7 protein-coding genes are annotated in these 14,855 nt (G+C 63.3%); 1 reads left to right on the forward strand and 6 read right to left on the reverse strand.

Annotated features, from left to right (window positions below):
• Window positions 1-105: 105 nt before the first annotated feature.
• The 6 genes from U1R88_RS22750 to U1R88_RS22775 form a co-directional block, all read right to left on the reverse strand.
• Complete coding sequence (locus U1R88_RS22750) at window positions 106-1,389, reverse strand: nucleotide sugar dehydrogenase (protein ID WP_322433308.1); 1,284 nt, start codon at window positions 1,387-1,389, stop codon at window positions 106-108.
• Between the two features lie 238 nt (window positions 1,390-1,627).
• Window positions 1,628-3,496 carry a tetratricopeptide repeat protein gene (locus tag U1R88_RS22755; protein ID WP_322433309.1) on the reverse strand — a complete coding sequence of 623 codons (1,869 nt, stop codon included), beginning with the start codon at window positions 3,494-3,496 and terminating at the stop codon, window positions 1,628-1,630.
• A 27-nt stretch (window positions 3,497-3,523) separates the two neighbouring features.
• Entirely contained in the window at window positions 3,524-5,629 is a 2,106-nt protein-coding gene (locus tag U1R88_RS22760; RefSeq protein WP_322433310.1) for a glycosyltransferase, read from the reverse strand.
• Window positions 5,626-7,821: a glycosyltransferase gene (locus U1R88_RS22765; RefSeq protein ID WP_322433311.1), complete on the reverse strand. Its 2,196-nt coding sequence runs from the start codon at window positions 7,819-7,821 to the stop codon at window positions 5,626-5,628. Before U1R88_RS22765 ends, U1R88_RS22760 begins: the two co-directional genes overlap by 4 nt.
• A 121-nt stretch (window positions 7,822-7,942) precedes the next feature.
• Window positions 7,943-9,328, reverse strand: a complete 1,386-nt coding sequence (locus tag U1R88_RS22770) for a tetratricopeptide repeat protein (RefSeq protein ID WP_322433312.1) — start codon at window positions 9,326-9,328, stop codon at window positions 7,943-7,945.
• Between the two features lie 317 nt (window positions 9,329-9,645).
• Window positions 9,646-11,697 carry a glycosyltransferase gene (locus tag U1R88_RS22775; protein WP_322433313.1) on the reverse strand — a complete coding sequence of 684 codons (2,052 nt, stop codon included), beginning with the start codon at window positions 11,695-11,697 and terminating at the stop codon, window positions 9,646-9,648.
• 1,135 nt (window positions 11,698-12,832) lie between these two features.
• Between U1R88_RS22775 and glmS the strand changes: the two genes are divergently transcribed.
• Entirely contained in the window at window positions 12,833-14,656 is a 1,824-nt protein-coding gene (gene glmS / locus U1R88_RS22780) for a glutamine--fructose-6-phosphate transaminase (isomerizing) (RefSeq protein WP_322433314.1), read from the forward strand.
• Window positions 14,657-14,855 lie beyond the last annotated feature (199 nt).

Genomic DNA, 14,855 nt, shown 5'->3' on the forward strand with positions numbered 1-14,855 from the left:
CCAGGTCGACGCGAGGGGAAGCCAGAACTCGTGCCTGCCCCGCGGAAGCGGAGCAGGCATGGCGCCGAAGCGCCTATGGTGCGTTGAGCGTTCAAGGGCGCGAGGTCACAGCCGCCAGACTGTGACACCCTCCGGCGCGGTCGAGCGATCGAGTACGCCCTTGACGTCCATGACCACGCCCGTGCCGTTGCGCAGGCGCGACTTGATCAGCGGCCAGCCCTTGGCAGCATATTCCTTGTGGGGAACGGCCAGGATGATGGCGTCGGCCGGTTCGACATCGTCCAGCTCAGAAAGTTCGACACCATATTCGTGCAGAGCTTCCTCGTTGGAGGCCCAGGGATCGTGCACTGCGGTCTGGATGCCGAAACGGTTGAGCTCCTTGAGGATGCCCGCCGCCTTGGAATTGCGCAGATCTGGCACGTCTTCCTTGAAGGTCAGGCCGAGCTGCAGCACGTTCTCGACCTTGCGGCCCTCCTGCAGCAGCAGGCGCACGCATTCGCGGGCGATGCGCTCGCCGACGGAGTCGTTGATGCGCCTACCCGACAGGATGACCTGGGGATGGTAGCCGGCCTTCTCCGAACGATAGGTCAGGTAGTAGGGATCGACGCCGATGCAATGGCCACCGACCAGACCCGGCTTGAAGGGCAGGAAGTTCCATTTGGTCGAGGCTGCTTCGAGCACGTCGCCGGTATCGACATCGAGAAGCTGGAAGATGTGCGACAGCTCGTTCATGAAGGCGATGTTGATGTCGCGCTGGGCGTTCTCGATCACCTTGGCAGCTTCCGCCACCTTGATGGTGGGGGCGACATGCACGCCGGCGGTGATGACCGACCCATAGACGTCGGCGACGATACCGCGGGTTTCCTCGTCCTGGCCGGACACCACCTTCTTGATCTTGGTGAAGGTGTGCTCCTTGTCGCCCGGATTGATGCGCTCGGGGGAGTAGCCGACGGTGAAGTCGACGCCGCTGGTGAGGCCCGAGGCCTTTTCCAGTACAGGCACGCATTCTTCCTCGGTTGCGCCGGGATAGACGGTGGATTCGTAGACGACGATGTCACCGCGCTTGAGAGCGCCGCCGACCGTACGTGAGGCAGCGCGCAGGGCGCCGAGGTCGGGCTGGTTGGCGCTGTCGACCGGGGTCGGCACGGTGACGATGAAGAAATCGGCTTTGTTGAGGTCGGCCGGATTCCAGGAGAAGATCGGCGGCGTTGCCTTCAGCTCTTCGCTGGAGATTTCGCGCGTGCGATCCTCGCCGGACTGTAGTTCCTTGACGCGGGTCTGATCGATGTCGAAGCCGATCGTGTCATAGCCATGCTTGGCAAAGGCTACCGCGACCGGCAGGCCGACATAACCCAGCCCGATGACTGCGATCTTGCGTTTCTGACTCAAGACATAACTCCTTGCGTTTTGTCATTTGCGACGCCCTGAGGGCTGTTGCGTGGGTCGATCACCTGGAACGGCAGATCGTCCGTAGGTCACCGTCCTCCTGCGGGAGGCGGACAGGTTTCGAAAAAGAGATGGAGTTCCTTCGTGGATGGGAATCTCGCCATCCCGTTCCTCTTGCGCTCACAAGCACGCCTGCGAGGCTTGATGAGGGATGACTTGTTATGTGTGAGAGGCGGAGCCATCAGCGGATGCCTCGCCAGATGCCGCCGCTGAGCCGCAGATTTTCGGGGCCGCGCAGGATCTGCCGTTCGACTTCCCGGAAGAAGGCGTCCTGGTAGGCCTGGGCGAAAGCGGGGAATTCCTGGCCCTCTTGCTTGGCGGGCATGGCCTCGACGTGGAACTTCACGCGGCGATCCTGCCAATAGGGGATGGTGATGAAGCTCGGAACGCCAAGGCGGTAGCACAGCCCGGCGGCGAACGGGGAATAGGTTACCCGCCGTCCCTCCCAGCCGACACGCGGGGCCGCGGGGCTCATGGCGCCATCGATGGCGATGATCACCGCATTGCCCTGGCGCAGGGAGGTCATCACCTCGCGCGTCACTTCAAGTTCCGAGTGTTCGCTGGTGGAGATCAGGGAGCCGACATGCGGGAAAGAGGCGATCTTGGGCGCGGAAGCGAGCCATTTCATCGCAATACCCGCCATGTGCAGCGCCAGGGGCCCGGCATACATCGGCCCCATATGCGGGCTGATCAGCAGGGCACCCTTGCCCTTGTCCAGGCCTTTGCGGAGGCCGGCTACGGCGGCGTCAATGCCGTCGAGCATTTCAGCCACTTCGCCCACCCGTTCGGGAGCGCATTCGAGCCAGTCGAGCAGCAGGAGATCGGCTAGGCAGCCCCAGCGCACTCGATCCTCCCAGGCGTTGCGGTCCATGGGCTCGCCGCCGGCAAGCCGGCTGGCGAGCGACCAGGCGAAGGCGAGCCTGCCCTTGGGGATGGGCGCACTGGCCAGGTTCTCGTCGAGACGGGCGAGCGCATCGGTGAAGGAACCCTGGAGATAAGCGCGCTTGCGGCCGACCAGATCGGCATAGTGTCCCTGGGCCTCATCCTCCAGACCCGCCTGCAGCAGCGTCGAGATGGTGTAGCGCTGCAAGGCCGGGGAATGGGGGTCTTCCTGTGCCAGCTTGCGCAGCAGCGTGGCCGCTTCATCATAATGGCGGGCCAGCCGCAGGGCGCGCGCCAGCAGCATCTTGAGATTGCGCAGATCCGGTGCCAGCGCACTGGCCTGCCGAAGGACGTCGACGGCTTCCTCGTTCTGCCGCAGCCTCAGCAGCGTTTCGCCGAGGGTGCGCAGGAGAAGCACGTCCTTGGCAGCCTTGTCACGCGCCTGGCGCAGGTGCTCGAGGATCTCCGCGTCCTCCCCGCCGAGCGACAGCATCGCATTCGCGACGACGAGGTGCAGCCTGGGCGACTCCCCGCCCTGTTCCAGCGCCTTGCGGCCGATGGCCAGCGCTTCCTCGTGGCGCCCCGCCAGTTGCAGGACCTGGGCGACTTCGAGGGCAAGGTCGGCCGTAAGGTCGGGCTGGTCCTGCAAGCGCTCGACGATAACGAGGCTGGTATCGAGATCACCCGCTCGCGCGAGGGCGATCAGGCAGAGCTGGGCGAGCCGCGCATGGTTCGGGCTGCGGTCGGCATAGCGGTGCGCGAAATCGCGGGCGGCGTCGAAATCGGTTGCCTGGACCAGGGCCTGCAGCCGCACCGCCGCGATGGCGAGATTGTCGGGGTCGAGTTCTCCTGCCCGTTCAATATGCGCCTGGCCTGCATCGCGGCGGCCGGAACGCATCATCACGCTGCCGAGCGTGAGGAGGTCGTCGCTGGAAGAGGGATTGGCTTCGACCAGGCGTTCCAGGAAGATACGGGCCGTGTCGAGTTCGCCGGCGCGCATGGCGGGCGCGACAACGAGGCGGCGGACCTGGTTGCGATTGCTCGGGACGGCAGCCACGGATGGCGTCAGCAGGGCGAGGGCGTCCTGCATTCGTCCGTCGCCGGCCAAAGCGAGGACATCATCGATCGCCTGCCTGATATCGGCGGCCTTGGTGTCTTGTTCGGTCATTCGCTTCATGCGCTGTCGCCTCGCGAGTTAGCGGTCGAGATAGGCATCGACGGTCAGCTCCAGCATGCGGCGCATGGAAAAGCGTTCACGGGACCATTTCGCGACATTGGCGGCGAGTTCGGCGCGCTCCTGGTGGTCTCGGCGCCAGGCCAGCACTTCGCTGGCGATGGCATCCGGTTGCAGGTTGTCGATCGAGGGCAGCACGGTGCCGCTCACTCTCGGCATCAGCGTTTCGGCGGCGCCGCCTGCCGGCGTGGTGACGACCGGAACCCCGCTGAACTGGGCCTCGATCAGCACGTTGGGCAAGCCTTCATGGCGCGACAGCAGCAGGAAGACATCCATATGCGACAGCCAATGGCCGACGCGGGGAGAGCGACCGGTGAACAGCACGCGATCGGCGATCCCCAATTCCTCGGCATAGGCGGTGGCCTTGCCGAGCAGGGGGCCGTCACCCACCAGGATGAAGCGGGCATCGGGCACGTGGGCGGCGAGGCTCGCGGCGGTTTCGAGCCAGAGCAGCGGGCGCTTATTGTCGTCGAAGCGCATGACCGAGCCGACGGTGAAGCCGGCCTTGACCTCGAAGCTCTCGAGCTTTTGGGTCAGGGCCACGGTCTTCTCGTCGGTTGCCGTGCTCAGGGGATCGAGCCCGTTGGGGATGATGCGCACCGAGCCACGGGGTAGTTTGAGCCAGGCCTCGTAGCGCTCGCCGGCGGCCTGCGAATTCGCCACGATGGCGACGCCCCGTGCCGAGAGCAGCGAGCGATAGACCGCCTCATATTCCGGCTTGTTGCGTTCGAAGCGATCTTCCGGCGGCAGCGTGCGCACGCCAAGCAGGATGCGCGGCACGCCTGCCAGCAGGGCAGCCAGCCCCGTGGCGAGGACCGAGCCGTCCTGCCAGATATGCACGATGTCGGGGCGGATATAGTTCAGCGCGTCGGTGAGGCGAACGACGCCCGTCCGCATCTGCGTCGGCAGGTGATCGAGGAAGCCGATCAGCTCCTTGACGCGGGAATAGCGCGGGCGCCCGCCATATTCGGCAAACAACGAATATTCATGGATCGGCAAGCCCGCTTCCACGAATTGCGGCACGAAGAAATCGGCACCAGCGCGCGAATGCAGCGAGCTGCAGACCACATGGATGGGGCCCATGATGTCGGTATCGGCGATCGGGCTGGCGGCGTGGATCGCCCGGTTCAGGCCGAGCGCCGTGTTGGTGAACTGGCGTTCGGCACCGCCCGATCCCAGGCTGCCATTGATCAGCACCACCGGTCCGACGAAGCGGCGCGGCTCGAAGTCGATGTTTGCCTCGCGCTGGGCGATGGCCATCTCGAAGACGCGCTCGATCACCAGATTGGGCAGGTGGTCGTCGCTGTCGGCGTGGTCGGGCACGAGCTCGCTGAGGCTGCGCAGGTCCTGTTCGATCCGCGCCTGCGTCTGGGCGATGTGCTTGGTCTCGCCGAACTTGTCGCGCGCGAACTCGATGATCTCGCGCGCCCGCATCGGTTGTCCCAGCGAGACATAGAGGCGTCCGAGCGCGACCAGTACGGATTCGGGCGTGTTGTCCATTTCGACGAGCTGGCCGAAGGCGGCCTCGGCGCCGTCGAAATCCTTCAATTCGATCAGGCCGCGGCCATAGATCAACAATTGCGAGGGATCTTCCGGCTCTTCGGCGAAGCGCTCGGTGTGAAGTGTCCTGCCGGCATCGACCCCGTCGATGCGGATGGTCCAGCGCAGCACGCGGAAGAAGGCTTCGCGCGAGGTTGGGAAACGCTCGTCGATGCCGCGCCAGACCAGGAGGGCGCGCGGGTCCTGCACGCGTTCGAGCGCCCGGGCGACCAGGGCCTGGAAGCGCTCTTCCCGCGGGTGCTTGACCACATAGGGAAGCAGCTTGTCGAGGGCCTCGGTGAGTTCGGGCAGCCGGCGCATCGCGTTGGAGATGTCGCGGGCCTGGTTGACTTCGGCCGTGGTCACGCGCTGCACGCCATTGCCCGCGCGCAGGCCGTTGGCCACCGCGGTCGAGACGATGTCCCGTGCCGAGATCTCATGAGGTACCGGTGCCGATGCCGGCGCGGCGCCGCTCGCGCCGGCGTCATCCACCGGCTGCACGGCAGGCTGGGTGCGGAATGCCATCATGACGAGGCAACCGCCCGGGCCTTGCGGAGCCGTTCGACCAGCGCGTTTGCGGAGGACAATGCGCGCCATTCCTCAGCCCGGCTCGCGCTCCTTTCCTGCTGCGCATTGCGCAGCGAAGCATCACCGGCGAGCCGGCGCAGCGTTTCGGCCAGGCCGTTCTCGCCGTCCTCGATCCAGACCGCGGCATTGCCCAGGATGGCGCGCGCGACCGGGCCGTCGGACGCCACGATGGTCTTGCCATGCAGGAGGGCATCGACGAGATCGAACCGGCTCCGTTCGCTCCGGGCCACACCCGCGAGAGTGGGCGTGACGAAGATGTCGATCGCCTTGTAGGCCTCGGCAATGGAGCCGACCTTGGGGCGGCCAGGGAAGAGCACGCGTTCGCCATGGCCCATATGGCTCAGGCGTTCATGCAGCTTGAGGAAGCGCGAACCCACGCCGAAAACCGCCAGTCCGACGTCGAGCCCATTGGCTATGAGCTTGTCGAAGGCATCTGCGATGCCCTCCAGGTCGAGGTCTTCATAGGGATCACCGACATAGCCAAGGACCAGCCGATCCTTGAGGGCCGGGTCGCTGCGCCAGGTGGGAGTCTTCTCGTCATGCTTGAAAGCGGGCGCATTCTCACCCAGCATCAGGAGTTTTTCGGCCGGCATGCCCCGGGCCGCGAGGGCTTCGGCAGCTCCGGGCCAGCGCGCCAGCATCAGGCTCGCTTCCGTCATCAGGACGTCATCCGCCTGGCGAAAGAGCGCTTCGCGGTCGTTGGCGGGCGTGGTATCGGCCGTCGATGCCAGGCGCTGGCAGTCGAGAACGAGATCGGCGCCCGTCATCCGGGTGGCGATGGCGGCGGGATAGGCTGCCTCGAGCTCGCCGGACACCACGATCACGTCGGCTTCCAGCGTCCTGGCGATCCGTCCGAGCGCCACGCCGGCCTCGCGGGCATATTGATCGATGATGGCCGGAGCCGCTTCGATCGGGGCCATGCGGTGATAGGCAATGCCATCCACCATGTCAGGGCCGGATTTGCGCGAGGCGCCGGTATTGCGGACGGGATAGCCGGGCTGGGTCACTACCCGCACCGAACAGCCAAGCCCCGCCAGGTCCTGGGCCAGGGCATGCGTGCGCATGCTGGTGGCAGACCAGTGATAGGGCAGGGACTGCGGCACGTAGAGCAGGATGTTGAGGAGCGTGCCCTGTGCCTTGCGCGATACGGGCTTGGGCAGGCGAATGCCCTGGCCCTTGAACCGTTCGAGCGCCATCAGCTCTTCATAGCGGCGCGTTTCCGTCGCATTGAGGGCTGCACCGGCGCGCAGAGCTTCCTGGAGAATGGCGCTGGCCTCGTCGATCGAGCCGGTATCCATGAGCGTGAAGGCCAGGAGCTTGACCCGTCCCTCGTTCGGATCGGCTTCGGCAGCGGCCTTGGCGAGCGCGACGGCGGCGGCCGGATCGGCGGCGCGGGCCTGCCTGGCCAGATCGAGCAGCACGCGCGACAGCACGCTGCCACGCGGGCGCTGGTCGTGAATCCAGCGCTCGGCCGCGGCCAGGCCTTCCTTCTGCGCCTTGGCCAGGGCGATCTCGGACAGTTGCAGATATTCGGGAGCCGCTCCAGTCGGCACGAGATCCGCCGGCAGCGAGAGCGAATGGCGATAGTCGCGATACCATTCGGCGATGCGGGCCGGCAGGCGCATACCATCGCGCCAGCTTGAAAATCCGGTCATCATCACCTGGCCGAGCCGATAGGTATGGCCTTCGCGCAGCTTGGTGATGCGCTGCTCGGCATGTTTCCAGACGCTGCGCGTGTCCAGTACGGCCAGTTCCGCGCTGCGCTTGGCGTCGCGATAGACGTCGAGGTCGCGTTCCAGCTGCTGCAGCCGGGTGGTGAGGACAACATTGTCCTCCGCCAGGGAACGCTCGGCCAATTCGGCTTCGAGTTCTCTGATGCGCCGTGTCGCGGCCGCTTCGCGGTCGAGTGCGGCCTGAAGTTCGGTGTCGGAAGGAGAAGCCTGCGGCGCCGGAACAGCGGTGAGCTTGGTTTTATGGCGAGCGGAGGAAGCGGAACCGTGCAGGGGGGCGCCCACGGCAATAGCTGCCTCTTCGAGCCGGCTGTCGTCGAAGGAGGTCGTCCTGGGACTTGCATGTTCTGCCGGCACATTGCCGTTACGATGCAGCTCCGGCGCTTCGGTCACTCTGCTCACCTTGATCTCCGGCTTCTCAGAACAAGGCGCGTTCGAACAGAACGCGCCTTTGCTCCAACTTTTCGTTCGGATGCGTCTTGCGAGGCCCGGCGCTGACGCCAGGCCTCAGGAAGCACGGGGCTCAGCTCGCCAGCTTGAGGTTCAGCAAGCCTTCCAGGTTTTTGCTGGCGCTGTTGTCCGGTGCGAGCTCGCGGCTGCGGGTCACGGCCGCCGAGGCCGTGGCAAGGTCGCCGGCCCGGTGGCTCGCGCGAGCCAGATGCAGCCAATGGGTGGCCGAGTCCGGCTTGAGCTCGAGCACGCGCTGGTAGTAGTTGGCCGAGTCGGTGAAGGCGTGCGTCTGGTAGAGGTGATGCGCCACCGCCGTCAGGGCCGGCACGTTTTCCGGATCGATCTGGAGCAGGAGATAGGCGACCTCGGCAGCCTCTGCAGGACGCTTCTCGCGGCGATGGGCGCTCAGTTCCTTGGAAAGGATCGCCGAGACCTTGCGGCGCAGCAGCTGCAGCTCATCGTCGTCCTGGCCGACCTTGGCCAGCAGGGCCAGGTGGAGCGCCGCCTGGCGGGCCTCGCCACCGCGCAGGGCGAGCTTGGCGGCGCGGCGGACGCGCTGGATCAGGCGGCTGACATAGTCGACCTCGGGCGCGGCCAAGCCGGCCTGATAGAGGGTCACCAGGCCGGTATATTCGAGTTCGGCCTGTCCGGCAGCACGGGCGAGGCGCTTGGCGGCAACCTGATCGGTGGGGTCGATGTCGAGCAGGCGCGACCACAATTCAAGTGCGCGTTCCGGGGTGCCCGTCCGCTCGGCGGCAGTCGCCAGACGCTTGGTCGCCGTGGGATGGCGCGGATCCACCTTGAGGACCTGTTCCCAAGCGGCCGCAAAGCTGGCGGGATCCTGTTCGAGATCGGTCTGCTTGGCCTGGTCCACCACGTCGTTGCGCAGGGCGATGAGACGCTTGCGCAGGACCGGATCGGCGGGGGCCACTGCGTTGCCGAGGCGAAGCACGCGACGATAGCCGTCCTGGTCACCAGCCCGCTCCAGCTCGGCGGCGGCCTTGGCGAGATTGCTGCCGACCCGTGCGGTGATGTCGTCGAAACCCTCGATCGTGCCGGCGTCGGCATGGCGAATGGTGATGAGGACCTTGGCGGCATCCTCGACCTGCTGGCTGCTCAGGAGCTTCTTGGCTGCCAGGAAGGCGGTCGAGGGATGCGCTTCGGCAGCAGCGATTGCCGATTGCGCGACCTTGTCGAGCTGGCCGGCATTGATGGCCGCCCTCAGGCGCATCTTCAGCGCATTGGCATGACTGGGCGAAATCGCCAGCAATTTGTCGGCTTCGGCGATTACCGCGTCCCAGTTCGAAGCCTGCCAGGCATTGCGCATGGTTTCGAGATGGTTGCGCAATTCGGGTGCCGAAGGCGACATGCGCCGCTTCGCCTGGGTCCAGCTCGCAGGGCCGGGAATGACGCTATGGCCGAAGGAGGCTTTCGAGAAGGCGTCGTTCGCAATGTCCATCTTCTATCTCACTCGTCATATTGCCTGTGTAGGCACTCAGCGATCACCACATGTGATCAATTGATCTGATCGTCGGGAGACGATCAGAAACGGTCGGTACGAATCTGTGTGTCTTTTTGGGCCGGTAGGCCAATTAAGCATCTGAATTTGACAGCACAGTGGCAATAATTAAATAAATATTAATTAAATTATATTTCTAATAATTCACGATTTGGGATATTATATTTGAAATTATAAATTTAATTGTGATTTTAGGTTTTATTTATATCAATTTATGTTGGCGATTTTTTTGCCGCTGGGCGCCGTCAATGACGGGCTCAGCGGGCACGGGCTCTCTTGTATTTCCGCGGTTGCTCGGCTGGAGGATCCGCCGCGGGCGGACTTGCCAACAAATCCACGGTTCGCTGCACCATCAGGGTGGTGGAGAAACGCTCGGAAGCAATTTGCCGGATGCGATCCGCAAGGCTCGGATCCGAATGCCGCCAGTCGACGACATGCCCGACCTTGGCGCACAGGGCTTCGAGATCGACCGCCTCGACCGTGTCGGTGGCCAGCCCCGTCACACCCGGTGTGAAGGTTTCGCAAGCGCCTCCGGCCGGCGTGGTTACTACCGGAATGCCAGCGAGCTGGGCTTCGATCAGAACGTTGGGCAGGCCTTCGAAACGCGACAGCAACACGAAGGCATCCATTTTCGCCAGCCAATAACCGACGCTGGCCGAACGGCCTACGAACAGAATCCGGTCAGCGATACCGAGTTCGGCTGCACGCTGGCGTACGCGGGGCAGCAGAGGGCCGCTGCCGACCAGAACGAAGCGGGCGTTCGGACGGGCTTCATGGTAGGCGTGGACGAAGTCGATCCAGAGTTCGGGACGTTTGTCGACGTCAATGCGGAAGACGCCGCCAATCGTCTCGGTGGCATCCGCGGTGCGGCGCTGGAATTTCTGCCAGCGTTCCTCATCGGTCTCGTTCGGCTCGGGCGGCAGGTGCTCGACCCCGTTGTGAACGATGGTGAAACGCTCCTGCGGCAGGTCGAGCCACTCGCAATAGGCCTTGGCGGCTGCATGGCTGTTGCTCATGAACTCGACGCCGGGAATCCGAGCCAGGGCCCGATACATCGGTTCATATTCACCCCGGAACAGATGGGGCCGCAAGACCGGCGGCAGGCCGCGTACATTGAGGACGACGCGGGGGACGCCGGCCACGAGTGCCGCAAGGGCAGCGAACAGGACGGCGCCGTCCTGCCAGATATAGGCGACCTCGGTTTCGTGCCGCCGAAAATGCTCGACCAGGCGTTGCGTGCCGAAGGCCGCATGGACCGGCACCAGGGACAGCAAATGCCGGAGATCACTCTCCCCGGGCACGAGTTCCGCCGGGCGGGCCGGCGTCATATTATCGATCTGGTAGGCCTCGACCTGCTCGCAAGCGATCATGGGCAGAAAGAAATCGTGATTGTTCTCACGGCTGAGCGACTTGACCACGACCTGAATCGGACCGCGGATCTGCCGGCCAGAGATGCTGCCGCCTTCGCGCCGGATGCGCTCCAGCCGGGCTGCGGTTCGGGCAAGCTGACGTTCTGCGCCCCCGGTGCCGAGGCTGCCCGTGATGAGCGAGACGGAGCCGAGCCGGCCTGGCGCCATCGCACGCACGGATCGGTTGCGAAAGATGTCGATGGCTGCCCTCAGCACCACGATGCGTGCGGGGATGCCGCAGGTCTGCCAGTCCGGTGCGTGCCGGCCGAGGACCTCCATGCCCTTGCGCAGTTCCTCGGCCATGACCGAGGCATTCTTGGGGGCTTGCCCGGTCGCCAGCAGCCGGTCCAGGATCAACAGGGCTTCGGTTAATTCTCCCCATTCGCGCAACCGCTTGGCATAGACGAGCGGCGCATTCTTGGAGTCGGGGAAATCGGCCAGGGTCGAGACGAACAGCGCCTTGGCCTTGGTAATTTCGCGCAGTTCGACGAAAAGCTCGGCCTTGCCGAGGCGACGATCGACGTCCGAGGGCACGCCGGGGTAGTGACGCTCGAGGATCTCGAGCCCCTCGGCAATGCGCTGATGCCGCGACAGCCAGCGCAAGCGGTATTGCAGGGCCCGGTAATTATCGGGGAATTTTTCGTGGACGCCGGTCCACAGCTCCAGCATGCCCTCGCGGACACGGGTCATCTCGGCGACGAGAGCGTGGGAAAGATTGACGTCCAACTCCCCCGGAAAGCGGGAGAGCAGATATTTCAGGCGCGGCAGCGCGACCTGGGCGGTTTCGACATTGTCGGCCCGCTTGACCAGATCGGCGCATTCGGCACGCACGGCTTGCGAATAGACGTCGGAAGCGGAAAACCAAGCGTGGCCATTTTCATGGACCGCAAGTAAAGGCACCTCTGCGGTCTCCGACGATGGAAATCTGTTAGGTTTCAAAAGTGCCTGTCCCGTGGTTGCCCGTGTATAGGTTCATACTCAATCACTAATTCCATAAAGATCAGATAATCTTTACAAAAGAATGACGCAAGTAAGGCAACTATTTGGTTTTCAACTGATGATTATCTAGGCGACTACAGAAAGAAATTTGGACTGTTTCTTTGAAAGATTCCAATTTCGCTCGTTTTCCCCTCGGGCGGCATCATGTCCGTTTTGGACGGTTGGTGGTTACGGCGCATGGCGATGGACCGACATGCATGACCGCACCGAGGCGCCGCTCCCTACAGGCTTTGCGGATGTTGCGTTGCAGCAATGTCCGCGCAGCCGGACAAGGCGTCGGGGCTCTGGCTGTTGGATGGGCAGCGTGAGCGAAGGGAACTGCTGCGCCCTGAAACATCGATAGCGCACAGGCCACTTTCGCCATCCGTCCTCCGATTCAACCAATGCTCCATACGGCACGATTCATCAGTACCTATGGCATTGTCAACCTCAGCGAGTCGGCGTTTTAGACTCATCTAAAATGGATTGCAAGCTTATAATGTTCTCCCCTTGGTGAAGCCAGCTTTGAATGATTGCAAATAGGCTGATAAAACCCCATTTTGTTCATCTATATGAACAAAATGGGTATAAAAGAAGAAATATGCTGTATTTACACTGACCATATTCTGACCATATTGTGTGTATTGAGTTTGCTGGGCTGAATCTTGATGAATCTTTTATGACCGGGGTGTGATCAGTTGCGAGGCAGGGAAGTATGAAGCGGCTCGATTTCGGGCTGCCATTCCATGTGTTTTGGCGCTGTGTCCGGACCGGTCGCCGCAGGGTGGGTAATCCAACACCAGCCTGTCGCGGCAAGGGATTTTGACGATTGCCCAGCAGTCCCATGACAACAAATCGGCAGGGGGTGGCAGGCACCTTGTGAAGTGCCGGAAGCTTGCTCGAATGTCTGGCAAAATTCGTCCTGCGGCTTCGGGCCGGGACGGGTTGCGGCCGTCTGTCGTTACAAAACGTAAGGCATTTTGAATATGCCTTCTATCCAGAGTTCCTTAATCGAAAACACCATTGTTTTGATTCGGACCAAGATAAGGTAGAGCACATGTGTGGTATTGTTTGTGTTCTTGGCAGCGAATCAGTGGCTATGCCGCTGGTGGATGCGTTGCGAAGACTGGAATATCGAGGGTATGATTCCGCCGGTATTGCGACCCTGGAAGGCGGTGCCATCGTCCGTCGGCGCGCCGAGGGCAAGCTGGTCAATCTCGAAGCCAAGCTCGGCCAGGCGCCGCTCAAGGGCACCAGCGGTATCGGCCATACACGGTGGGCGACGCACGGCAGGCCGACGGAGGACAATGCCCATCCTCATGCGACCGAGCGAGTGGCCGTCGTTCACAACGGCATCATCGAGAATTTCCGCGAATTGCGGGACGAATTGAGCGCAGATGGCGCCGATTTCCAGTCGGAGACCGATTCCGAGGTCATCGCGCATTTCGTCACGCGCGAGCTGGAAAAGGGCCTGTCGCCGATCGAGGCCGTGCAGGCCTGCCTCAAGCGTATTCGCGGTGCCTTCTCGCTCGGCTTCCTGTTTGCCGGGGAGGACGACCTCATCATCGGCGCCCGGCTGGGGCCGCCGCTGGCCGTCGGTTATGGCAATGGCGCGATGTTCCTGGGATCGGATGCCATCGCCCTCGGTCCACTGACGAATACTTTCGCTTATCTTGAGGATGGCGATAGCGTCGTGATTACCCGCTCTACCGCAACGATCTATGACTCCGGGTTCAATCAGGTCGAGCGCCCGATCCAGAAAGCGGAGATTTCGGCGGCCATCGTCGAGAAGGGCAATTATCGCCACTTCATGGCCAAGGAGATCCACGAGCAGCCCGAGGTGATTTCCCACACCCTGGCTTCCCTGATCGACATGACCAGCGAAACCGTCCGCCTGCCAGATCTGCCTTTTGACTGGAAGAATCTTAGTCGCCTGACCATCTCGGCCTGTGGTACGGCGTCCTTCGCCGGGCAGGTGGCGAAATACTGGTTCGAGCGCTATGCCCGCCTGCCGGTCGAGGTCGATATCGCCTCCGAATTCCGCTATCGCGAAGCGCCGCTCGAAAAGGGCGGATTGTCGCTTTTCGTCTCCCAATCGGGCGAAACCGCCGACACGATGGCGGCCTTGCGCTACTGCCAGGAGAATGGCCAGCACACGCTTGCGGTCGTCAACGTGCCGACCTCCACGATGTCGCGCGAGGCGGATGCGATGGTGCGCACGCTCGCCGGCCCTGAGATCGGCGTCGCTTCCACCAAGGCCTTCACCTGCCAGCTGGCCGTGCTGGCCTGCCTGGCGATCGGTGCCGGCAAGGCCCGCGGGACGCTGACGCCCGAAGCGGAAAAGGAACTGGTGCAGGCCCTGATCGAGGCCCCCCGGCTGATGGCCGAGGCGCTCCGCCTCGATCATGAGATCGAGGCCTGCGCGCGCGACCTTTCCAAGGCCAAGGACGTGCTCTATCTCGGCCGCGGCACCAGTTTCCCGCTCGCCCTGGAAGGCGCGCTGAAACTCAAGGAAATCAGCTACATCCACGCCGAGGGTTATGCCGCGGGTGAACTCAAGCATGGCCCGATCGCCCTCATCGACGAGAGCATGCCGGTGGTGGTGATCGCTCCCTTCGATGCGATCTTCGAGAAGACCGTCTCGAATATGCAGGAAGTTGCCGCGCGTGGCGGACGCATCATCCTGATCACCGACGAGGAGGGGGCCAAGGCCGCTTCGCTTCCGGGAGCCAAGACCATCGTGATGCCGGCAATGCCGTCGGTGGTCTCGCCGCTGGTCTATTCCGTGCCGATCCAGCTCCTGGCCTATCATGCGGCAGTGCTGATCGGAGCAGATGTCGATCAACCGCGCAACCTCGCCAAGAGCGTGACGGTGGAGTAGGGCGCATCGTCAGAGCGCCTTGCGATTTATAGGGAAGCCCCTGAATTGCAAGGACGCACCGCAGCAGAGAGTTGGAGCAAAGCCGTGCCCGCGATGAGGGTGCTTTGCTCATGAGACCGCGGTATCGGGTCGGAAGGGCGCTTCGAAAAGGCGGTTCGGCCGGCCCGATGCTTCTGCAGGTAATATCAGTAACGCGGAA

Source organism: Labrys sedimenti, assembly GCF_034424805.1.
GTDB lineage: Bacteria > Pseudomonadota > Alphaproteobacteria > Rhizobiales > Labraceae > Labrys > Labrys sedimenti.